At 65.6% G+C, this 20,407-nt stretch carries 23 protein-coding genes; 13 read left to right on the plus strand and 10 right to left on the minus strand.

Features of this window, described 5'->3' with window-relative positions:
• Nucleotides 1–6 precede the first annotated feature (6 nt).
• Entirely contained in the window at nt 7–780 is a 774-nt protein-coding gene (locus tag AB0O28_RS02045; protein ID WP_363635280.1) for an SDR family oxidoreductase, read from the minus strand.
• Between the two features lie 89 nt (nt 781–869).
• On the opposite strand from AB0O28_RS02045, the gene AB0O28_RS02050 reads away from it, so the two are divergent.
• Nucleotides 870–1,460 carry a hypothetical protein gene (locus tag AB0O28_RS02050; RefSeq protein WP_363635282.1) on the plus strand — a complete coding sequence of 197 codons (591 nt, stop codon included), beginning with the start codon at nt 870–872 and terminating at the stop codon, nt 1,458–1,460.
• Nucleotides 1,461–1,633: 173 nt separating this feature from the next.
• On the opposite strand, the gene AB0O28_RS02055 is transcribed toward AB0O28_RS02050, so the two are convergent.
• On the minus strand, nt 1,634–2,332 hold the full coding sequence (locus tag AB0O28_RS02055; RefSeq protein ID WP_363635284.1) for a GntR family transcriptional regulator: 699 nt from the start codon (nt 2,330–2,332) through the stop codon (nt 1,634–1,636).
• 140 nt (nt 2,333–2,472) lie between these two features.
• On the opposite strand from AB0O28_RS02055, the gene AB0O28_RS02060 reads away from it, so the two are divergent.
• The gene (locus AB0O28_RS02060) at nt 2,473–3,006 is read left to right on the plus strand and encodes a YbhB/YbcL family Raf kinase inhibitor-like protein (protein ID WP_363635286.1); all 534 of its coding nucleotides are present in this window, start codon (nt 2,473–2,475) and stop codon (nt 3,004–3,006) included.
• 8 nt (nt 3,007–3,014) lie between these two features.
• Nucleotides 3,015–3,707 carry a metal-dependent transcriptional regulator gene (locus AB0O28_RS02065; protein WP_363635288.1) on the plus strand — a complete coding sequence of 231 codons (693 nt, stop codon included), beginning with the start codon at nt 3,015–3,017 and terminating at the stop codon, nt 3,705–3,707.
• Between the two features lie 55 nt (nt 3,708–3,762).
• Here the strand turns inward: AB0O28_RS02065 and AB0O28_RS02070 are convergent, their stop codons facing one another.
• Nucleotides 3,763–4,779, minus strand: coding sequence for a helix-turn-helix domain-containing protein (locus AB0O28_RS02070; protein ID WP_363635290.1), 1,017 nt, complete (start codon nt 4,777–4,779; stop codon nt 3,763–3,765).
• A 102-nt stretch (nt 4,780–4,881) separates the two neighbouring features.
• Between AB0O28_RS02070 and AB0O28_RS02075 the strand changes: the two genes are divergently transcribed.
• A complete protein-coding gene (locus AB0O28_RS02075) occupies nt 4,882–5,913 on the plus strand; it encodes a saccharopine dehydrogenase NADP-binding domain-containing protein (RefSeq protein ID WP_363635292.1) in 1,032 nt (343 codons plus the stop codon).
• A gap of 20 nt (nt 5,914–5,933) precedes the next feature.
• Here the strand turns inward: AB0O28_RS02075 and AB0O28_RS02080 are convergent, their stop codons facing one another.
• The 5 genes from AB0O28_RS02080 to AB0O28_RS02100 all read right to left on the minus strand — a co-directional run bounded on the left by AB0O28_RS02080 (nt 5,934) and on the right by AB0O28_RS02100 (nt 9,594).
• A complete protein-coding gene (locus AB0O28_RS02080; protein ID WP_363635294.1) occupies nt 5,934–6,728 on the minus strand; it encodes a methyltransferase domain-containing protein in 795 nt (264 codons plus the stop codon).
• Nucleotides 6,729–6,805: 77 nt separating this feature from the next.
• Nucleotides 6,806–7,024, minus strand: a complete 219-nt coding sequence (locus tag AB0O28_RS02085) for a hypothetical protein (protein ID WP_363635296.1) — start codon at nt 7,022–7,024, stop codon at nt 6,806–6,808.
• A 31-nt stretch (nt 7,025–7,055) separates the two neighbouring features.
• Nucleotides 7,056–7,514 (minus strand): hypothetical protein, encoded by a 459-nt coding sequence (locus AB0O28_RS02090; protein ID WP_363635298.1) that lies wholly within the window; start codon nt 7,512–7,514, stop codon nt 7,056–7,058.
• A 461-nt stretch (nt 7,515–7,975) separates the two neighbouring features.
• The gene (locus AB0O28_RS02095; RefSeq protein WP_363635300.1) at nt 7,976–8,680 is read right to left on the minus strand and encodes a hypothetical protein; all 705 of its coding nucleotides are present in this window, start codon (nt 8,678–8,680) and stop codon (nt 7,976–7,978) included.
• Between the two features lie 440 nt (nt 8,681–9,120).
• Entirely contained in the window at nt 9,121–9,594 is a 474-nt protein-coding gene (locus AB0O28_RS02100) for a hypothetical protein (protein WP_363635302.1), read from the minus strand.
• A 183-nt stretch (nt 9,595–9,777) separates the two neighbouring features.
• Between AB0O28_RS02100 and AB0O28_RS02105 the strand changes: the two genes are divergently transcribed.
• Nucleotides 9,778–10,227, plus strand: a complete 450-nt coding sequence (locus AB0O28_RS02105; RefSeq protein WP_363635304.1) for a hypothetical protein — start codon at nt 9,778–9,780, stop codon at nt 10,225–10,227.
• Here AB0O28_RS02105 and AB0O28_RS02110 read toward each other — a convergent pair whose 3' ends face one another.
• Together AB0O28_RS02110 and AB0O28_RS02115 are read right to left on the minus strand one after the other, a co-directional pair.
• Complete coding sequence (locus AB0O28_RS02110; protein WP_363635306.1) at nt 10,228–10,950, minus strand: hypothetical protein; 723 nt, start codon at nt 10,948–10,950, stop codon at nt 10,228–10,230.
• 551 nt (nt 10,951–11,501) lie between these two features.
• Nucleotides 11,502–11,744 carry a hypothetical protein gene (locus AB0O28_RS02115; protein WP_363635308.1) on the minus strand — a complete coding sequence of 81 codons (243 nt, stop codon included), beginning with the start codon at nt 11,742–11,744 and terminating at the stop codon, nt 11,502–11,504.
• 302 nt (nt 11,745–12,046) lie between these two features.
• On the opposite strand from AB0O28_RS02115, the gene AB0O28_RS02120 reads away from it, so the two are divergent.
• From AB0O28_RS02120 to AB0O28_RS02155, 8 genes are all read left to right on the plus strand, one after another.
• Nucleotides 12,047–12,706: a hypothetical protein gene (locus AB0O28_RS02120; RefSeq protein WP_363635310.1), complete on the plus strand. Its 660-nt coding sequence runs from the start codon at nt 12,047–12,049 to the stop codon at nt 12,704–12,706.
• On the plus strand, nt 12,703–14,730 hold the full coding sequence (locus AB0O28_RS02125) for a hypothetical protein (RefSeq protein WP_363635312.1): 2,028 nt from the start codon (nt 12,703–12,705) through the stop codon (nt 14,728–14,730). The genes AB0O28_RS02120 and AB0O28_RS02125 overlap by 4 nt, the downstream gene beginning before the upstream one ends.
• 97 nt (nt 14,731–14,827) lie before the next feature.
• The gene (locus AB0O28_RS02130; protein WP_363635314.1) at nt 14,828–16,852 is read left to right on the plus strand and encodes a hypothetical protein; all 2,025 of its coding nucleotides are present in this window, start codon (nt 14,828–14,830) and stop codon (nt 16,850–16,852) included.
• Nucleotides 16,853–16,912: 60 nt separating this feature from the next.
• A complete protein-coding gene (locus AB0O28_RS02135) occupies nt 16,913–17,755 on the plus strand; it encodes a Scr1 family TA system antitoxin-like transcriptional regulator (RefSeq protein ID WP_363635316.1) in 843 nt (280 codons plus the stop codon).
• Between the two features lie 96 nt (nt 17,756–17,851).
• Complete coding sequence (locus AB0O28_RS02140) at nt 17,852–18,271, plus strand: ATP-binding protein (protein ID WP_363635318.1); 420 nt, start codon at nt 17,852–17,854, stop codon at nt 18,269–18,271.
• An 83-nt stretch (nt 18,272–18,354) separates the two neighbouring features.
• Entirely contained in the window at nt 18,355–18,543 is a 189-nt protein-coding gene (locus AB0O28_RS02145; protein WP_363635320.1) for a hypothetical protein, read from the plus strand.
• A gap of 146 nt (nt 18,544–18,689) precedes the next feature.
• Nucleotides 18,690–19,532 carry a sigma factor-like helix-turn-helix DNA-binding protein gene (locus AB0O28_RS02150; RefSeq protein WP_363635322.1) on the plus strand — a complete coding sequence of 281 codons (843 nt, stop codon included), beginning with the start codon at nt 18,690–18,692 and terminating at the stop codon, nt 19,530–19,532.
• The gene (locus AB0O28_RS02155; protein WP_363635324.1) at nt 19,532–20,362 is read left to right on the plus strand and encodes an integrase; all 831 of its coding nucleotides are present in this window, start codon (nt 19,532–19,534) and stop codon (nt 20,360–20,362) included. The genes AB0O28_RS02150 and AB0O28_RS02155 overlap by 1 nt, the downstream gene beginning before the upstream one ends.
• The last annotated feature ends 45 nt before the right edge of the window (nt 20,363–20,407 follow it).

Consider the following 20,407-nt stretch of genomic DNA (forward strand, 5'->3'; position numbering starts at 1 on the left):
GGCTCTTCAGGCCTCTTCTGGGTCGCGTCCGAGCACCGACCGGCCTCCGTCGACGGGCACGGTCGCGCCGTTGACGAAGCTCGCCTCATCGGACAGCAGGTAGGCGACGACGGCGGCCACTTCCTCCGGGCGTCCCACCCTGCCGACCGGATGCAGCAGGCTCATCTCGTTCTCGACGCGGGTGGCCGCCGCGGGCTCCTGGCCGCGCAGGAACGCCTCATAGCGTTCGGTGATGATCGAGCCGAGGGCGACGGCGTTGACCCGGACGCCGCGCGGACCGTAGTCGACGGCGAGCGCCCGGGTGAGCCCTTCGACGGCGGCCTTGGCCGTCGCGTATGTCAGGGAGCCCCGCACCGGCCGCTGCGCCTGGTGGGAGGAGACGTTGACGATCGCCCCGCCCGCACCGGCGTCGAGGAATCGGCGGATCGCGGTCATGCATCCGACGACCGCGGGGTTGAGGTTCGCCCCGATGAGATCCAGGACCTCGCGCCCCGACGGGGCGTCCAGCGAGGCCGCGCGGAACACGGCCGCGTTGTTGACCCAGCCGGTCAGAGGGCCGGCGGCCTGCGCCAGATCGGCGGCCTGCTCCGTGACCGTCTCGTCGGCGGCGTCGCCGACCACCGGGATGACCCGGGAACCCGCCGGATGGGTGCGGGTCCACTCCAGCGCCGAGGAGTCGAACTCGATCACGACGACGCTGTTCGCGTCTCCGAGGAGCCGTTCGACGAGCGCGCGCCCGACGCCACGGCCACCCCCGGTGACAACGTACGAAGAGCTCACATCCGCCCCTTCAGTGCATCGATAGCTACTCGGCCGACGATCCACATACCCCGATGACCCATATATTGATCATCACTACTATTTGCGCCGTGATGAGAAAATTGATCTCCCTGGGCGCCGTCGCCGTCGCCGTCATCGGGGCCGTCGCCGTGACCGGCGCCGGCAGCGCCTCGGCCTCCTCCACCACATTCCTGCGGCTGCCCGGCGGGCCGACCCTGGAGATCCCCCGCGCCTGGCGGGTCCACCGGAGCGCCGACCAGGTGCACGTGGTGACCGGCGCCTGCGCCAAGCCCACGGGGCACTACTTCGAGCCCGGGTGCCGCGGATTCTGGGTGATGGGCGCGAAGACGCTCAAGACCGGCGGCGAGGGCTTCCGGCGCTACAACCCTGTCAATGGGCCGTTCTATCCCGCCGTCGACGTGGCTCCCTGTCCGGCGAACCCCAAGCTCGGCCACGTCCTCGGCAAGGCGATCGCGGTCGGTTACCGCAACATCGGGCAGGGCCACAAGGCGCACTACCGCGTATGGCCGGGCCGCTGTGTCACCTATGACGACGCGACGGAGAAGTCGACGTTCACCCAGCGCGAGTGGTACCTGCCGAAGGAGAGGCTCCTCATCGTCGACCAGTGGGCCACCCCCGGCCTCGCCACCGTGCTGAAGAACGCCACCTGGGCGAGTTAGGCCTTTTCACCCCCTTCACGGAAGGGCCGGAGCGCCGGCCACGGCCCCGGCCCGCGGCGCCCTTCGGCCATAGATCCTCTGTCGGTCCGGGGCCGAACCCGCCACCTTGCGTCCGCGACGTCGGCAACTCCGGTGATCGGGTGTACTCGTGGGCCAGGTCGGTGAGGCACGGATCAGGCATCCTTCGCCTGGTGGGGGCAGCCCGTCAATGCGGCCGCGGTCAGAGTGAGGTGCTGGGCCAGAACCTCGGCCGCGGTGTCGGCGTCGCGGGCCAGCGCCGCCTCCTCCAGGCGGCGGTGCTCGCCGAGGGCGTCCCGGTCCGGAGTGCGCTGCGCCGCCCAGCGGCGAGCCAGCTCGCTCGCGGTCCACATCCGGTCGAAGGTCTCCAGCAGGACGGGGTTGCCGCAGCCCTCCAGCAGGGTGCGGTGGAAGACCCGGTGGGCCTCGGACCATGCGCTGCTGTAGTACTCGCCCTCCTCAGGCACGTACGCCGGGGTGCGCGCCAGACGGTGGTGAGCGGCTCGGACGCGGGCCTCCCAATCGACGTCGCCACGCTCGATGGACATGCGCAGCACGACCGGTTCGATGGTCCGGCGGGCCTCCGCGATCTCCTGCCAGCGGCGGTCGGAGAAGGCCGGGACGGCGAAGCCGCGGTTTGGCAGCCGGTCGGCGAGGCCCTCGCCGACCAGCCGCACGAGCGCCTCGCGCACGACGGCCAGGCTCACGCCGTGTTCCTTGGCGAGATCCTGGGGTTTGAGAGCGTCAGCGGGGGCGTGGTCCCCGCGCATAATCGCATTTCGCAGGTGCGCGTAGACCTGCTCGGAGAGCATCTGCTTCCCCGGTGAGTTCGAGGCGTGGGCCGTCTGGGTCATGCGGCCATCATAGACGATTGGACAAATAATCGATTATTCGTGATATGGTCGATCATGACGGAAGACGCCGGCGGTGCCTGTACGCGAACCGCCGGCCGCATCACGGCCAGTCCGCAGCACGGCCTGAAAGGAACGACGCGATGAGCGCCAACGACCCCTTCGCCCGCCTCCCCGAGGCGGCCTCCTTCACCGTCACCAGCACCACCGTCAGCGACGGCGCCCCCTGGCCGCCCGAGCAGTTCTCCTCGGGAGTTCCCGGCGGGAAGGACATCTCCCCGCAGCTGTCCTGGAGCGGCGCGCCGGAAGGCACCAAGAGCTACGCCGTCACCGTCTACGACCCCGACGCTCCCACCGGCTCCGGGTTCTGGCACTGGGCGGTCGCCGACATTCCCGCCACCGTCACCGAGCTGCCCGAGGGCGCCGGCGACGACACGGGTTCGGGCCTGCCCGAGGGCGCCTTCCAACTGCCCAACGACGTCCGCGCGGCCCGCTTCATCGGCGCCGCCCCGCCGGCCGGCCACGGCCCGCACCGCTACTTCATCGTGGTGCACGCCCTCGACGTCGAGCACATCGGCGTCCCGGCCGACGCCACCCCGGCCCTCCTCGGCTTCACCATGTCCGGCCACACCCTCGGCCGCGCCGTCCTGACCGCCACCGCCGAAACCCCCGCCTGACCACCAGCATGTCCGGACTCATCGACACCACAGAGATGTACCTGCGCACCATCCTGGAGTTCGAGGAGGAAGGCGTGGTTCCCATGCGTGCCCGCATCGCCGAGCGCCTGAACCAGCGTGGCCCCACCGTCAGCCAGACCGTCGCCCGCATGGAGCGTGACGGTCTGCTGCAGGTCGCCGGCGACAGGCACCTGGAGCTGACGGAGGAGGGCCGGCGGATCGCCACGCGCGTGATGCGCAAGCACCGGCTCGCGGAGTGCCTGCTCGTCGACGTGATCGGGCTGGAGTGGGAGCAGGTCCACGCCGAAGCCTGCCGCTGGGAGCACGTCATGAGCGAGGCCGTCGAACGCCGCGTCCTGGACCTGCTGCGGCACCCGAGGGAGTCGCCCTACGGCAACCCGATCCCGGGCCTGGAGGAGCTCGGCGAGGAGGGCGTCGCGGATCCGTTCCTCGACGAGGGCATCGTCAGCCTCAGCGATCTGGAGCCTGGACCGAACGGCGCGAGCGCGGTCGTGCGGCGCATCGGGGAGCCGATCCAGACCGACCCGCAGCTGATGCACACCCTGCGGCACGCCGGGGTCCGGCCCGGCGCGGCCGTGAACGTGACGTCGTCACCCGGCCGCGTGATGGTCGGCAGCGGCGGGGAGTCCGCCGTACTCCCCACGCGGACCGCCGCGCACGTCTTCGTGGCCAAGCGCTGAATCCAGCCGGACGCCGGCCCTTTCGCCCTGGTCCGTGGATGGCCCTCGACCACGATCACTGCCGAGGGCCGGGCTGGGCTACGTGCTCGTCCCCCGGCCCGCAGAACGGGGCGTCAACGGTGGCCGGCAGGGCCCGCGACGAGCGGAAGGTGCGGCGGTAGGTGTCCGGAGGCACGCCGACCGTGCGGTTGAAGTGCCGGCGCAGTGTCGTGGCGGTGCCCATGCCGGTGGCCGCCGCGATGGCGTCGACGCTGTCGTCGGTGGTCTCCAGCAACTCCTGGGCGTGTCGGATGCGCTGAGTCAGCAGCCATTGCAGCGGGGTGGTGCCGGTCACCGACCTGAAGTGACGGCTGAGATTGCGTGCGCTCATCCGCGCCTGACGGGCCAGGTCCTCCACGGTCAGCGGCAGGTCCAGCCGTTCGATCACCCAGGGGAACAGTTCGGCGAGCGGATGGTTGTCCGGGGCGGGCACCGGGGTGGTGACGAACTGGGCCTGGCCGCCGTCCCGGTGCGGCGGCACGACCAGGCGGCGGGCGACCGTGTTGGCGATCGAGGAGCCGTGGTCGAGGCGGACGAGGTGCAGGCACAGGTCCATGGCCGCGGCCTTGCCCGCGGAGGTGAGCACGCTGCCGTTGTCCACGTACAGGACGTCCGGGTCCACCCGCACCTTCGGGTAACGGGCGGCCAGGTCCTCGGTGTGCGCCCAGTGCGTGGTCGCACGCTTCCCGTCGAGGAGCCCCGCGGCGGCCAGCACGAACGCGCCCGTGCAGAGGGAGGCCACGCGCGCGCCCGCCTCGTGGGCCGCGCGCACCGCGTCGACCAGGCCGGCGGGCGGGTCGACGTCGACGTCGGCCCAGCCCGGGACGATCACGGTGTCGGCACGCCGGAGACGGTCGAGGCCGTGGTCGGGCTCCAGCCGGAACCGGCCGGCCCGCACTGCTCCCGGCCCGCAGACGACGAGGTCGTACCAGGGCCCGGCCACGCCGGCCGGGTGCGCCCCGAAGACCTCGTACGCCAATGACAGCTCGAAATGCAGCATTCCGTCGGTGACGGCCAGCGCGACAGTGCCCATGTCCGGAATTGTACGGGTATTGGCGTTCCGGACACTCGCGGCGCGACACCCGCCATCGCCAGGATGTTCACGACACAGATCGTTGACGGCAGGAGAGAACCGATGGGATCGGGGCTCACGGTGGTGGTTTTCGGCGCGTACGGGCACACGGGACGCTTCGTGGTGGCGCAGCTGCGGGATCGCGGGTTCGTTCCGGTTCTGTCCGGACGCGACGCCGGCAGGCTGGCGACGCTGGCGGCGTCCGAAGGCGGGCTGGAGGCCCGCCCGGCGTCAGTTGATGACCCGGCCTCGCTCGACCGCGCGCTCGCCGGCGCGGCGGCCGTGGTCAACTGTGCCGGGCCCTTCGCCACGACGGCCGCCCCCGTGATCGAGGCGGCGCTGCGCGCCGGCATCCCCTATGTCGATGTGGCGGCGGAGATCGAGGCCAACGTCGACACGTTCACCCACTTCGCGGACCGTGCCCGCGCCGCGGGAGCGGTGGTCGTCCCCGCGATGGCCTTCTACGGCGGCTTCGGCGACCTGCTGGCCACCGCCGCGATGGGCGACTGGACGTCGGCCGACGAGGCGCACGTCGCGTACGGCCTGAGCAGCTGGCACCCCACCGCCGGGACGCGCGCCTCGGGCGTGATCTCCGGGCAGCGGCGGGGCGGCCGGCGCGTCCGTTACGCGAACGGCCGGCTGGAGTATCACCATGACGACCTGCCGACCCTGGAGTGGCCCTTCCCCGGCCCGATGGGGCCCCGGGCCGTCATCGGGGAGTTCAGCATGGCCGACATCGTCACCATTCCCAGCCACCTGTCCGTCCCCAGCGTGCGTACGTACATGACGGTCGAGGCGGCCAGGGACCTGTCGGCCCCGGACACACCGGCGCCGGCCCCGGTCGACGCGAGCGGGCGGTCCGCGCAGACGTTCCTCGTCGACGTCGTCGTGCGCTCCGACGGGCGCGAACGGCGCGCCGTGGCGAGCGGTCAGGACATCTACGCCGTCACCGCGCCGCTCGCGGTGGAAGCGGTCGACCGCATCCTCACCGGAAGGACCAGGACGTTCGGCGTCGCCTCGGCCGGCGAGATCTTCGACGCCCTCGGCTTCCTCCGCGCGCTGTCCCCGCACGTGTCCCTGGAACTGCTTACCTGACGCGCTCCCCGGCGACTCGTCTAGCCGGGCTTGCGGGCGTAGACGTACATGACCGGCAGATCGAAGGCGTCCGGCTCTGTCAGCAGCTCGGCGACCCGAGCGAGATAGCTCGCCCTGAAGGCGGCCGACTCCTCCGGGGAGAGCGACGCGACTTCGGGATAATTCGGGTTCACCACGTGGCCCCGCCACAGATCCGCCGCGGTTCTGGGCGGGAGCGCGATCACATCCGGCACGGCCCGTTCGTAGACGAACCCCGCCTCGGCCACCGCCGCACGGCTCCTCTCCTCCGTGCCCACCTCCGCCATCGGGTCGATGAGGGCGAGGCCGAAGTCCCCGGCGCACTCACGGAACACCCGGGCCGCGTGGGGGAAGCCCGCCCGCATCGCGGAATAGCAGAGAAGACCGCCCGGCCTCAGCACCCGGTGCCAGGCGGCGAACGCCGTCGAGGCCGACAGGTAGAGCATCCCCGCGCAGCACAGGACCACGTCGAACGCCTCGTCGTCGAATTCGTCGAGAGCGGTGGCGTCCGCCTTCACATAGCTCACGTTGGTCAGCCCGGACGCGGCGAGCAGCCGGTCGGCCTCCCGCAGCATCCCGGCCGAGATGTCCACGCCGATCACCTGACCGGTGGGACCGACCGCCCGTGCCGCGGCCAGCGCCGCCAGCCCCGTGCCCGTGGCAGCGTCCAGCACCCGCAAGCCGGGCGTCAGGCCCGCGAGCTCCACCAGCCGCTCGGCGTAGCCGGCGTGCCAGCGCAGATGCCCGTAACCGGCGGCTCGCCCGTCGAAGTACGACTCCATTCGCCTGTGATCCATAAGCCCATCATGTCCGCCCGCCGGGAGGCGGGCTTCCCTCCCGCCACTGTCCCGGCCGCGTATCAGTCGCCGCTGACCTACGCCGCAGGGTCGGGCCTCGCCGTGTAGCCGGCGTCGAGCCATACGGCCTGCGTGTGCTTGGGATCGCTCGCCCACCAGGCTGAGTGCTTGTAGGCGCTGGGAGGCAGCTCCGCACCGATGACGCGTGCGACCTGGGCGAAGGTCATGCCGACGTGCTCGCGTCCGTCCTGCCGGAGATGGCGTGCCAGGCGTTCGTACTGTTCTCGGGCGACCACGCCGTCAGTGTGAAGGTCGACTCGGCGCTTGTCACGAGCGGAGGATCTGCGAGATGCGCTGGTGGGACAGGCGTGTCGCGCTGCCCACGTCGCGGGTGGTCCACCCTTGGGCGGTGAGGAGGCGAGCGGCGTGCCGGACGGCGTCGCGCTCGGCCTGCTCGGCGAGGGCGCGCGCCTGGCGTGCCTCGATGACAGCCGCGAGGGCGGCCTTGGCCTCGGGGTCGGCGGGCTCGACGTGGACGCCGATCGCTTCGGGCTTGTCCTGAAGGGCGTCGAAGATGAGCTGGGCGACGTTGCTCCTGACGTCTGCCCAGCTCGCGCCCTGGGCCTGGACCGTGCGCCCGCCAGGGATCTCGACCGTGGCGGTCCACTGCTTTCCGGTGCGCGCGACGGTCGCGAAGTATGTGACAGTTTCGACGGCGACGTCGTCGTCGCCCGGGGGGACGAGGTCGGGCTGGTCGAAGATCAAGTCGTGGTTCATCAGCTTCATGGCCTCACAACCTAGAGACCACAGCGCGCCATGTCTAGGCCGCTAGCCAAAATCCGTCTAGCAGAGTAGCCAGGCGTCACCATCTCCGGCATGATGGCCCGATGCCCGCACATCGACATCGAGCCTCACGGGACCCACACGGAGCTGCCCGCCCTCGTTCATCCCGGCCGCGTCGTGACACCCAGGAGGGACCGTTTCCTCGCAACGCTCCTGGTGGCGGGTGAGCGAATCAGGGGTTGTGCTGCGGTTCGATGAGGATGGCCTCCTGGAGGCTATCCATGCTTCGGATAAACAGCTCTCTATCCGGCTCTGACGGCGATATGCCGAAGATCGCCCGTATAGGTCCCCAGGAGATCGACAAAGCCTGTGGCTCCTACCTCAGCCGGTTACGGTCCGCGTTCTCCATCTCGGCGACGTCGCGGAGCCGAAGCGCCCCCGCTGGAGGCGCTTTGAGTTGAGGTTCAGTGTCGGCTCCAGATGCGGTGGGTCTCAAGTGCGTCGGAGAGTTCCCGAGCCACTTCCGGCGAGCCGGCGGAGAAGAACGCGCGCTCCAGGATCGCCGCAGGGGCCGGTCCTCTGATCCAGTTGTCCAGGAGCACGTACCATTCGGCGCCGTGAGCGACGCTGACGGTGAAGTCGTGCACGAGCCACGCCATTTGACGGGCCGCCGCCTCGGTGGTGTTGGACTCCCACTCGGAAAGGTAGGGGGCCAGATCCAGCTCCAGACTGTCGGCGATGATTTCGATCATCTTCATGACGTCGACGTCGCGCGGATAGTGGTTCAGGGTGTGCCGCCACCAGGCACCGATGGTGCCGATGACGGCTTCCTGCTCCGGTTGCCTCCAACTTCTCCAACTGGCGCTGACCCGGCTGATCAGAGACTCGGCGTGAAAGAAGCCGTCGCGCTCTTCGAGGATGAGCAGTTCGAGCAGCCGGGGGAGAAAGTGCTTGAATTCGTCGAGGTCACCCCAGGTGGACAAGGCATGGCCCGCGTAGGGCCCCAATGCGGATGCGGTGAGCATGCGGAGGGGTGCTGCGCGCGTCGCGCGAACCTGTTCATCGGACACGCAGTGGTCACACGCGTTGGTCTCGGCCGGAAGCGGATACCGGGAGAAGGCCGAGTAGAGAGTCTCCAACGCGCGGCCGAGATCAGACGGCGTGTCCATGCTCGGATGCTAGCGCGCGGCTGCTCGGGCAGCGGAAGTCGGTTTTCCGCTTGAGTCGAGCGGATTGCGCGTGGTCGTACGCGCCGCAGGAATCGTCGCTTCGGGTACAGGCGGCCCGAGCTGCCGGCGGCCGGCGGGACGCGGCCCCAGGCGCATGCCCGGCCGCGTGGGGGCGTAGGGCCGCGAGGTGGCGAGCAGCGCCACCGGCCGATGGAGCGCAGAGAGGACTACAAGATGTGGAAGGCACTCCTGAAGCAGGCCAGGGTCAGGGAAGCCCGTTTGCACGACGCTCGCCACACCGCAGCCCCCCGCCGAAGCCCGGCGCGAGTACGTCGAAACCCTCGGTCAGTACCGCAACCGCGACGGAGGCTTCTGGGGCGCTTCCGCTGATCCCCTCGCCACAGACCAAACCCTCGCGGCCTACTGTCACATCATTTGATCTACTCCACCCACCACCAGCCGTTGCCAAGGTCGCGGACCGGATAGCCGACATCACCTGCCGCGGTCTGCACCACCCTCTGACTGCCCTTTGGCAGGTAAGCGATCCCCACCCCGGTCTCCCCACGCCACTGATCAATGAATACGGGCAGGTAGAGCGCGTTACCTTGCCGCTCGACCTTGCCGTTCACCGACAGGTGCTCCATCCATGAGGGCACCGTCATCGAGCGGCCGCTGTCATAGGCGTTGGCCAGTGCGGCGAAGGTGTCGCGATGGAGCCAGAACATCCCATCCACATAGAGGGCATTCCAGTCCGTCACGCGGACACCGACCCAAATGATCAGCATGACAACGGTCGTCACGACACATCGGCCGTACGCCCTGCCCGCCAGATAGGCCAACGCAGTCTTCGTTGACCAGACGATCGCCCAGCCCCATGCCATCGAAATCACGAGCCAACTGAGCCACAGGCTCATCCGGAAAAGCGGAATCCACAGGACTTCGAGGCCGACAAGGGCAAGCCAACCGGAGCACGCAAACACGAGAAGCCGCGGAAGGCGTCTCCGCGATCCCGTCCGGACACAAGCTGCCACAGAGACAGTCTGATCAGTGGGCTACGCGGCAGCCATCGGTGCGCGAGATATCTGCATGCCCTTCACATGCGCCGCACAATTGTGTCCCTTCCCGACATCAGCCATCTCGCCGGTGCGGGCGAAGGCTCGTGGCTGTGGTCGACCATCCGCGGCCTGCTCCCCGCGATGCGGGCAGGCCTCGTCCAGATGTCGAAACCCTCGGCCAACACCGCAACCGCGACGGAGGCTTCTGGGGCGCTTCCACTGATCCCCTCGCCGCAGACCAAGCCCTCACCGGCACCATCCCCGTCAACCGACCAAGTAAGCGCCGCGGCCCTGCTCACCGACGGAGCCGCCGGCGCCGTTGACCGCTACGGCCTCATGACTCGGCGGCTTCTCCTCGACGTCCTGGCGCAGAACGGACCGTCCAAGCTCATCAGTCGGGTACGCGAAACCGAGCGCTCCGACCCCCACGGCGAACGCTGGCCACGCAGCAAGGCCCACGAGCATGCGAGCGCCGTCTTCTGCCTCGTCTGACTACTCGACCCACCACCAGCCGTGGCCGAACGGTCGGACTGGCCTGCCAAGGTCCCCCGCCGCGGTCATGAACACAGTCTCGAGATCGGGCGGAAACGGCACGTAGGCGATGCCCGCGCCCGTCTCGGCCCTCCAGCCCTCGTACACCGGGAGATACACGCCGTCTTCCTGAACCTGCACGCTTCCGTCAATTGAGAGGAGACCCATCCACCACGGCACCGGCAGAGGTTCCCCCTGTCGGTAGGCGGCACCGATAGCGTCGAACCGGTCCCGCTGTAGAAGGAAGAGGCTGTCGATGAAGGCGTTCTCCCAGTTCGGAATGGCAAGCGCGGCAGCAACGATCACACCCACGAACAGAGGCACCGTTGCCCGGAGATAAGCTTTACGCGACAGATTTGCCATCACCGCAAGGAACGTCCACCACGCGGACCAGGCCAGCAACGCCATGATCAGCAGCCAGTACCACAACGAGAGCGCTCGGCCCAGTGGGAGGCGTAGATAGCAAGCGGCTACAAGCAGGAGCCAGCCCAGCAGAGCCACAGCCGACAGCGCTCGATGCCATCGAGAGCTCTTCCTTAGAGTCACCCGCGCAGTCTCGCCGTAGGAAAGAGCACCGACCAGGCTTCTACAGGTACTTTCACCGGCTCTGCACACATCCTCCACGGGCAGGCAACACAGCAAGTCTGTGACCGGCTCGTGGAGAAAGATCCATCCCTGGACCATCCAGCTGCAGCAGGGGTCGGGAGATCGAAAAGCCCCCCTCGCCGAAGACCGGCGAGAGGGGCTTTGAACTGCGGAGGCTCGGGGATTTGAACCCCGGATGGGCTTAAGACCCAAACCGCATTAGCAGCTCGGCTCTCGCCTGTCCCAATCCATTCCACCTGGACCAACACCGCTCGGCGGTCCACCTGGAACGACTTGGTACGGCGGGGAACTGCAACTAAAACTGCAACTAGAGCGGGCTCGTGGCCTGCGCGGACGCGCACGCCTCACCCTCCGCGCATCCCGTATGCCGTCGACCCACCGCGAAGCGGCAGCGGGCCGGCGACGGAGGGGCAAGCCCGTCTTTGCGTGTACCTTAGCCGGTCGCCGTTCCTCGGCCTTGGGACGCCAAGGGTCACAGACGGGCTTGAGCCGGAGGAGTCGGACTGCTGGGCTCTGCCTGGGTCGATGGCAGGAGGGATGCGCGGCTCCTACCTCAGCCATCTACGGCCTGCGGTCTCCAGCTCGGCGCCATGCCGGAGCCGGAGGCCCCCGCCGGAGGCATGTCTTGGTCAGCCGCGGATGAATGTCACCTGTCGTGCCTTGAGGTCGGGCCTCGCCATGTAGCCGACGTCGAGCCATACGGCCTGCGTGTGCTTGGGGTCGCTGGCCCACCAGGCTGAGTGATTGTAGGCGCTGGCAGGTAGCTCCTCGCCGATGATGCGAGCGACCTGGGCGAAGGTCATTTCGACGTGCTCGCATCCGTCTTGTTGGAGATGGCGGGCCAGGCGTTCGTACTGTTCTCGGGCGACCACGCCGACAGTGTGAAGGTCAATTGGGCGCTTGTCACGAGCGGTCGGAGCTGCTGCCGGCCGGGACCGGCCCCCAGGCCGCATGCCCGGCCGGCGAGCGGGCGACGGCCCGCGAGGCGGCGCGCAGCGCCGCCTCCTTGAACTCTTATGAGGACAATTCGGCAACACAAACACCTGAGAGCCGACAGGACCAACTCTCCAGGTCCACCCGCTAGACGTAACTAATCTGCCAGATTACTCTAAAGGCTGTCCGTGCTGTAGCGCAGATATCAGTTTCGCAACGGCTGAAGCAGCGGAAGGGGCAAGTGACCGTGATTGAGCCCACGAGCGAACAATCCGCCGTGCGGGTGTTGTTCATTCTCGACAGACTGGGCGATGAGTGCGGTCATGGTGACGTGCCAGCGTCAGCAGTAAAAGTTATACGAGCACAGCGGCGCCTACAGAAGCTAGACTTCCTCGTGCGAAACCCGGACTATCTGGCGGACGCTTTCATTACAGGTGTTGAAAGAAAACGCTTGCCAGTCTCCTGCCTCGCGGACGCGAAAGACGTTCTCGATCGACGCGAACCCGACTTGCACACCTATCGCATGCTGCGGAACAAACATGGCGCCTATGAGCCACTTGATGATGCCTTGTCGGTTCTAAGACATTTAGGTCTTATTAAAATCCAACGAGCGGGACGCACTTCAGACACACGAGTCCGGCGAAGGGACTACTACTTATTAGAGTCCGGGCGCGACGCCGCCGATCAGCTAAGACGCTATATACCGTTACTCGCCTGGTACGACGAGCAAGCGGCCTACGTAGGCCGCATGGCGAACGGCCTGAGTGCCGAGGAGCTGAAGAATCTGCAATACGAAAACGACGAGTATTCGGGGACGCCGATTGGCCAACTAATCGGGGGAATTGAAGAGCGAGTACGGTCGCGACTTGATGAGGCGTTAGCACGGGAAGGACTGGCGTGATCGTGGCGAGTAACATGACAGCTGACGGTCAGGTTGCCAGGTGGCTGCAGGAGATAGCAGACAAATCAGGAGAGCCGCTTGATGTCGTGCAGCGTGTATTGACTGAACACGGCGTCCGCGCACAAACCGCGTCTCCGAGGCCACACCGGCTTCTTATTACCCATGTTTCCTTCAACGGGCTTCGGCCTGTCTTCGGGGAGGGTGGCAGGGAGACCGGAGAGGCCACCCACTTCGACTTCTCTTGGAATCTCGGGCCAGGCTTATGGGGACTAGCCTCCTCAGGAAAGAACGAAGCGGGCAAATCAAGCATCCTTAAGATTATCATGTGGTGCTTGACGGGGCGATGCGATCTGCAAAGGGACGTTCGCGATTGGCTGCGGCACGTCGAGGTCGGCTTTAAGCTTGACGACGAGGCTCTAGTGGTTGCGTTTACCGTTAGTAACGGTATCCCTTCAGGACGAGTAGTCACAGCGGATAACAGTCGGGTCCTGATCACGTTCTCCGGGGTAGGAGATTTTGAGCAGGCCATGGACGCGTTCATGATGGATCGCCTTGGCCTTGAGCCATTACGCACAGTTCAGAGAGCTCCGCACGGCGCCGACGCCCCGCCCGTAACGGGACAACTCTCTTGGCCGTCATACGCCAGCGCATTACTTATAGATCGTGCCGGACTTGGAGCACTCCTGGGCGGCGGTAGCACAATGCACGCCCTGCCAACGCGGCTACTGGAGCTATTTCTAGGTGCTCCGTGGGCCTCAACGATGGTAGCGGCCGACGTGGCCGGCAAGATCGTGGCTGCAGATCTGTCCGCTGCACGCAAGCGAGCTGAAAGCGACGCTACAGCTCGTAAGACGCACCTAGACCTTCTTGTGAACAGACTCGAAGAAGCCAAAACTCGGCTTGCAAGGCTGCCCGAGATAACTGGTTCTGCCGAGGATCTGCAATCACTGTACAGTCAATTGGCTGCGGCAACGCAAGAGACAATGCAGTCTCAGGAAAAGCTTCTCCAAATACGTTCGACCCATAGTGCACTTAGCTCAAAGCGTAAGACGATAGCCGCCGCACTACGTGCTGTCGAGGAAGCAGCGCTTGCACGGGCCTTCTTCCATACCCTGACGCCCACAGTCTGTCCCCGCTGCGACACAGCAGTGGGCAGAGACCGGCTGGAGCAGGAGAAAGAAGGGAGCTGCTCCCTGTGCTCCGCGGAATTGAGCATAAACGATAACGACGATGAGGCATACACTGCCGATCAGGAGGCTGGGCTAGAAGAACTTCGAGCCATGCTTGCGGACGTACAGGTCGAATTAGATGCTGCAGCTATTTCCTTGGAGTCAGCGCAACGCGACTTTGACGAAGCCACGAGACGCCGGGAAGACGCAGCTGCAGCCCTCCGTCGCGCAACCAGTGATACACGAGCGGCGCAACGGCGAGAAGCTGAACTTGAGGTCGCCCGTCTTGAAGGGGCGGTTGAAGAACGTCGTGGCCGCTTCGACAATCTAAGCAATATGTCAGATGTTGCGTCGTTGCAACGAGCCGTCGCCATCCTGAAGGCAGCAAAAGACGCCGCCCATATGCGTCGGACCGCAGCAGTAAAGGATGTGCTCGACAAGGTTAATATCGATGTAACAGCTATGGGCAGGTTGCTGGGATTAGAAATGCTACATAGAGTAGAGCTCGGCACATCTGCCACCTTGAAGGTCTGGAAGGGGGGTCAGACTCAGAATTACGGTTCACTGACCGAAGGTGAACAGCTGCGTATAAAAATTATAACTACGATCGCGCTACTTCGGCACGGTCATCAAAGCGGCGTCGGCCGGCATCCAGGAATCCTTCTTGTAGATTCCCCAGGAGCAGAAGAAGTAGCAAGCGGAGATTTACGACTGATGCTTCAGGATCTCGCGACTCTCGCTGAACTAGTTCCTCAGCTTCAGATCATCGTTGCGACAGCTCGGGGGTCCGAGGTAGCGGACGTCATTCCAGCTGATCATCTGCGCCTGGCTACTGCTGGAGAGCGCCTCTGGTGACGCCCATTCAGCCCATCTAGGTGCAGATGGCCCAAGAGAGGGAAGTGAACAAGCAGAGGCCGGCGGCAGAAAGCGAGAAGAGAGCGGCGGTGAGGAAGTGCAGGTAGATCCCCTAGAGCAACTTGTGACGGCGCTGGACGCCGGTACCGCTCGCCCTTCCCTAGCTGACCTTGGTGGTACCTCACTCCTAGAAGATCACGATGCTCTCCTGAGGCGTGAAGAACTTCCTGAGTTGGTCGCCCTCGTAATAGACGACACTGACGCGCTCACCAGCGATACAGGGCGAGACTTCCTTCTGAGTGCTGCAACTGCTCCACGTAACCCTATTGTGCTAGAGGGGGTTATTAAGACTTTCCTCAGCCATCCTCAGGCGATCCTAGAATTGGGCCAAGACTTAGTTGATGCATGGCTGTACGCTAGTCGCCAGAGTCCTGATTTATTGGGGGGAATGGCTTTGGAAGCGAGTGCGCGCTTAGTTTTAGCGTCACAAGCTTTATCCCCCTACGCCTTACTTGATCGACTCACTCGACTACAGCGGGATCTGAATCGACTGAATGACGACTATGTGGCGCGAGCGATTCGAGTAGCAGGTGCTGTGGCAGAACACTTTGCAGCACCGGAGGTTCAACTCCTCTTGGAGGCGCTTCTTGATAGAGATGATGTAGCCGATGATGCTGCGTTCGAGCTTGGAATGTTAACGATACGCCAAGCTTTGGCAGCCAGTGATCCCACGGAGGCGCGAAACTTACTCATTTCAGCTCGCCAGTGGCTAGCTGATGCCGTTACTGAAGAAGAGCGAGCTGATGCATCTGCTTTTGCTGCAACCATCGACGTATTGCTCGCATACATTGACGGGGCCGCAGTTACACAAGAGATGAGTCACCGCCTAGCCTCGGCCGTGTCAGAATTCCGCCTCAACATGCTGCGCATGCCTCCAGGATGGCGTACGCCTCGCTTCGATACTCTGGCATCTTGGCAACATCTCGTGAATCGCTTAGAGCGCGCGCAAGCGGCGACCAATCCCAAAGCTTGGCTTCATGCTGCTGATCTAATTGATGATCTGGTCTCTGTCTACGGTGCTCATCGAACATTGTCGTTAATCCCTACCTCAAACCGCTTCCTTGGTTCGGCGGGACAGGGCATTACAGATGGCCAAGCCCCTGGCTTACATGCTCTCCTTGCGCCTCAGGTGGAAAGGGTGTTTTTGGCCCACGAAAGTAGGCGGGCCTTGCTAGAGGGATGGCTTGAGGAGTTCCAGGAGTCACGAGAGGAAGACCCGGACCTTGCCGCAGTGATCTGCGAGCAAGCGAGGGCTCTTCAAGCAGCGTTAGAAGCTAGAGATAGTAAACCTGCAAACCCAAAAGGCAGTGGCCCGGCGACGGTAAGTCTAGCCGGGCTCCTACTGGACGAGGAAACGACTCAAGCCCTTGAGGATTTATTAGAGTCTCGGCCTGAGATTGCTACTCGCATAGCAGCACGCATTGAGGCTCTTGAAGCAAGCCGTTCGGTCCACGAGATCCCGATAATAGCCACGGTATACCGCAGGATTCGTGAACAGCTTCGCCAGCAATGCAGGCAGGGTTACGTGGGGCGCTTTGCAGCCGACGTAGATATGCTCATACTTTATCTCCTCAGCTTTCTACACTTACGACTTAATGAAACACAGAAGTTTCGAGGCGAATGGTCAGCGTACCTACGCAAATTGCAGCCAGGTGAAGAAAAGCCGCTAGAGAAAGAGTTAGGCAAGGATCTGGCCAGCTTTCTTGGCGGCCTTGGCTTACGCGTGGAATTGGAAGTTAGCAACGTTGGCGCTGGTCGCGTCGATGTCGCGTGGCGCCCACATGACGAACTTATAACAATCGAGTTGAAGCGAGATTGGAAGAACATCACCTGGAACGGGCTCTCGAAACGCTACCTACCACAAGCGATCTCCTATCAGCTCAGTGGCCCCCCTTTGAGCTTTTTCATGGTCCTTGATCTGACCGACAAGCCTGATGGTCTTGCAGCCTTTGAGTCTTGTGTTCACGTCCAAACGATCGCTGGGCCAGCCAGTGACCCTCGCCCTCGTACAGTTGTGATGTTTCGCATCCAAGGAAATAAGCGCGACCCTCACTCTCTCTGAGTCCATCCCCAAAGCACACTTGGTACCAAGGTGCTCAGCTTTCCGTGATAGAACGCTCAGGTGGAGGATCGTCAGGGTCGGCTACGGGAACTGGGAGAGCTGCTGCGGCGACTGCGCAAGGATGCGGGGCTGACCGGCAAGGAGTTGGCTCGGCGAGCGGGGGTGGCGCAGCCGACGATCTCCCGTATGGAGACCGGGCGTCTCCTGCCCACGCCGGAGACGGTTGAGCGGGTGTCTATAGCTCTCGACCTCAAGCAGGACGCGCGGCGGGAGTTGGACACGCTGTTCGTACGGCTGCGTGATGAGGTGTCCCGCCTAAAGGGTGGGCTCGCTGGCCGGGAGGCGGCGAACGCCGCGCGGGTACGCTCGTCGAAGTGGATGGCCGTGTTCTCGTCGGCGATGATTCCGGCGCTGTTACAGACCGCCGAGTATGCGCGGCTGGCGGTGGCGATCGGCCGAGATGTGGACGAGGATGATGCAGCCAAGGCTGCGGCTGTACGGATCGATGCTCAAGCGGTGCTGTTTGAGGAGGGCCGGCGGTTCGCGTTCGTGCTGACCGAGGGTGCGGTGCGTACGTGGCCGGGGTCGCCGTCGTTGATGCTGGCTCAGCTTGACCGGTTGGTCCAGGTGTCGACGCTGCCGCATGTCCGGTTCGGCGTCGTTCCTTGGAAGGTGGAGGCTCCGGCCTTCCCGCTGCACGGGTTCACCGTCTTCGACGGGGCGGTGGGTGTGGTGGAGAGCCTGACTGGTGATCTCACACTGACCGAGGCGGCCGAGGTCGGCGCTCATGAAGAGGCGTTCGAGGCGTTCGCGGGTGCAGCGGTGTACGGGGACGAGCTGCGGGTGCTGCTGGGCGAGATCGCAGCGGACTTCCGGGACCTGGCGAAGCAGCTCGCTCACTGACGCATTTATACGTCGTATTCCTTGAGAACCTTCTAGCGTTGGTCATACGCTCCAGTCGAAGGCATGTCTAGCCCCCTATACGACGGAGCGTGTCCCATGCCCCCATGGCGCCTGTCCCGGCACTTCCTCGGCCGTCCCGCCTCGGTCACCGAAGCCCGCCGCTTCATCACCGCCTCCCTCGGCAACTGGCCCGTCGTCGAATCGGCCGAACTCATCGTGAGCGAACTGGCGACCAACGCCGTCCGGCACACCGCCTCGGCCCGGTTCGGCGGCAAGTTCATCGTCAGCATCCAAGCCGAACCCGATCAGGTCTGGCTCGGCGTAACCGACGAGGGCGGCCCCGGCCTCCCCCGGCTCGTACGGCCAAGCGACGATGAGGGCGGCCGCGGCCTGCTGCTGGTCGCCTCGCTGGCCGACAACTGGGGCGTGTACGGCAACCCGGCCGGCCGTACCGTCTGGGCGCTGCTCAAGGTCGACCCCATCGCAGCCGCCGCACAGGCCACGTCCCGGTCATGAGCTGCGTGAGCCCGCACGTCCCCGATCGCCGGCAACCCGGCTGCAAGAAACTGGCATGGTTCGAGCCCTCGGACGGAGCGCGGGTGCGAGTGCTCGCCTGGACCTGCGACTGCCTGGCCATTGTCTATGAGTTGTGCCAGGCGGGCGGCCAGGGATTCGTCCGGCGCACCCTGCAGAACGAGGACGCGCCCGAGATCCGCGAGACCCACCGCTGGCCTATCGCCGAGGCGCGTGACGTCTGGGCGGCCCTGCTGACGGGAATGGCGCGGTGAGCCCGCGCGGTGTCCCCAACCGGCGCTCGGCGATCCGGGCCGTGGACCCAACCACCGGCAAACCCGTCAAAACCGTACTGTCAAGAGGGATAGACGGCATTTCGTCTAGGGGCCTAGACTCGGGTGCGCAGAACCGAGGAGGAACCGTGCCACCGAGCGACCTGGACAAAATCGCCGCAATCGACGATCCCTATCTGCTGCTCCGGGTCGCCACCGAACGACTCAACACCGCCCAGCAAGAAGTCACCGAACTGGCCCGGCTCCGCCGCCGCGTCATCCAAGAACTCCACGCCCAGGGCATGTCGTATGCCCAGATCGCCGAGAAGGCCGGCCTGTCCCGCGGGCGTATCCACCAGATCCGCCACACCGGCCCCGCACCTGAGGGCGCCTTCCTCGGCGTCGGCACCGTGACCGTCGTGACCCCGCTGCGGCATGACGCCGCGAGCGGCCGCTCCATGGTCGCCCTGGACGACATGCGCGCCGGCAAGCGCCTGGAAGACCTCGCCCGCACCTTCGGCCTGGCCGTCGCCACCGACAACGTCACCGTCGACGGGGAGATCGACCTCAACAGGCCCGGCCTGCTCGTCATCTGCGGCCCCCGCATGTCCCTGGCCATGCGGACCGCGTACGACGCCGACCCGGTCATCCACTGGGACCGCGACGACAAAGGCTGGAAGCTCCTCGACACCCGCACCGGCCGCGAGTACCGCTCCGGCTCCCAGTTCGACCCCGCCCAGCCGACCGACTCAGCCTTTCTCGGCCGGTTGCCCCGCCCGGACGGCAACGGCTCATTCCTGGTCATCGCCGGCATCCACCCCAACGGCTCCCTCGGCGTCATCCACCTCCTCGCCAGCGAGATCGCCACGTTGTGGGGGCAGGTCGGCGACCGCCGCTTCTCCTGCGTGGTCGGCGTCGAATACGACCCGCAAACCGGGGAACCAGTGCGGACGGAACTGGCCAGCCCGCTCTACCGGCACGAGGACACCTGATGCGCGTCGCCTTCGCCAGCGAAACCGCCTACCCCGACCGGCCCAACGAAGACTTCATCGGCGCCACCGCCGACGCCGTCGTCCTGCTCGACGGCGCGAGCATCCCCCCAGGTGTCACCTCGGCCTGCTCGCACAGTGTGCGGTGGTACTCCCACACCCTCGGCTCCACCCTGCTCGCCGAGATGACTCAAAGCGCCGGCCCCCTGCCCGAACTCCTCGCCCAGGGCATCAAGCACGTCACCTCACTGCACGACTTCACCTGCGACCTCACCCACGGCGGCTCCCCCTCCGCAACCGTCATCATGCTCCGCCACACCGCCGACCACCTCGACTGGCTCGTCCTCGGCGACAGCACCCTCATCCTCGACACCGGCACGCCCGAGCCGATGGTGATCTGCGACGACCGGCTAGAACAGGTCGCCGCACCCCACCGCACACGCCTCGACAACCTGCCCGGCGGCACACCCGAACACGCCGAAGCCCGCCGCCAGTACGTCGAAACCCTCGGCCAATACCGCAACCGCGACGGCGGTTTCTGGGTCGCCTCCACTGACCCCCTCGCCGCCGACCAGGCCCTCACCGGCACCATCCCCACCGACCAAGTACACGCCGCGGCCCTGCTGACCGATGGTGCCGCCGACGCCGTCACCCGCTACCGCCTCGCAAGTTGGCGGCAGCTCATCAACGTCCTGGCTCACGATGGTCCGGCTGAGCTGATCCGTCAGGTCCGCGAGGCCGAGCGATCCGACGCCCACAGTGAACGCTGGCCACGCAGCAAGACCCACGACGACGCAAGCGCTGTTCACTGCATGCTCCAGCAGCTCATCTGATTGAGGGCGAAAATTCTTCCGAAGTCCTGTTGCATATTGTGTGCC

It is taken from the genome of Microbispora sp. NPDC088329 (genome assembly GCF_040685655.1).
Taxonomy (GTDB): domain Bacteria; phylum Actinomycetota; class Actinomycetes; order Streptosporangiales; family Streptosporangiaceae; genus Microbispora.

Bases quoted from the DNA above. Each gene is read 5' to 3' on its own strand.
- AB0O28_RS02060 (WP_363635286.1), top strand. From the start codon at position 2,473: ATGAGCGCCAACGACCCCTTCGCCCGCCTCCCCGAGGCGGCCTCCTTC.
- AB0O28_RS02110 (WP_363635306.1), bottom strand. From the start codon at position 10,950: ATGGTCCAGGGATGGATCTTTCTCCACGAGCCGGTCACAGACTTGCTG.
- AB0O28_RS02075 (WP_363635292.1), top strand. From the start codon at position 4,882: ATGGGATCGGGGCTCACGGTGGTGGTTTTCGGCGCGTACGGGCACACG.
- AB0O28_RS02055 (WP_363635284.1), bottom strand. From the start codon at position 2,332: ATGACCCAGACGGCCCACGCCTCGAACTCACCGGGGAAGCAGATGCTC.
- AB0O28_RS02100 (WP_363635302.1), bottom strand. From the start codon at position 9,594: ATGAGCCTGTGGCTCAGTTGGCTCGTGATTTCGATGGCATGGGGCTGG.
- AB0O28_RS02080 (WP_363635294.1), bottom strand. From the start codon at position 6,728: ATGGATCACAGGCGAATGGAGTCGTACTTCGACGGGCGAGCCGCCGGT.
- AB0O28_RS02155 (WP_363635324.1), top strand. From the start codon at position 19,532: ATGCGCGTCGCCTTCGCCAGCGAAACCGCCTACCCCGACCGGCCCAAC.
- AB0O28_RS02105 (WP_363635304.1), top strand. From the start codon at position 9,778: ATGCGCCGCACAATTGTGTCCCTTCCCGACATCAGCCATCTCGCCGGT.
- AB0O28_RS02065 (WP_363635288.1), top strand. From the start codon at position 3,015: ATGTCCGGACTCATCGACACCACAGAGATGTACCTGCGCACCATCCTG.
- AB0O28_RS02095 (WP_363635300.1), bottom strand. From the start codon at position 8,680: ATGGACACGCCGTCTGATCTCGGCCGCGCGTTGGAGACTCTCTACTCG.
- AB0O28_RS02090 (WP_363635298.1), bottom strand. From the start codon at position 7,514: ATGAAGCTGATGAACCACGACTTGATCTTCGACCAGCCCGACCTCGTC.
- AB0O28_RS02070 (WP_363635290.1), bottom strand. From the start codon at position 4,779: ATGGGCACTGTCGCGCTGGCCGTCACCGACGGAATGCTGCATTTCGAG.
- AB0O28_RS02140 (WP_363635318.1), top strand. From the start codon at position 17,852: ATGCCCCCATGGCGCCTGTCCCGGCACTTCCTCGGCCGTCCCGCCTCG.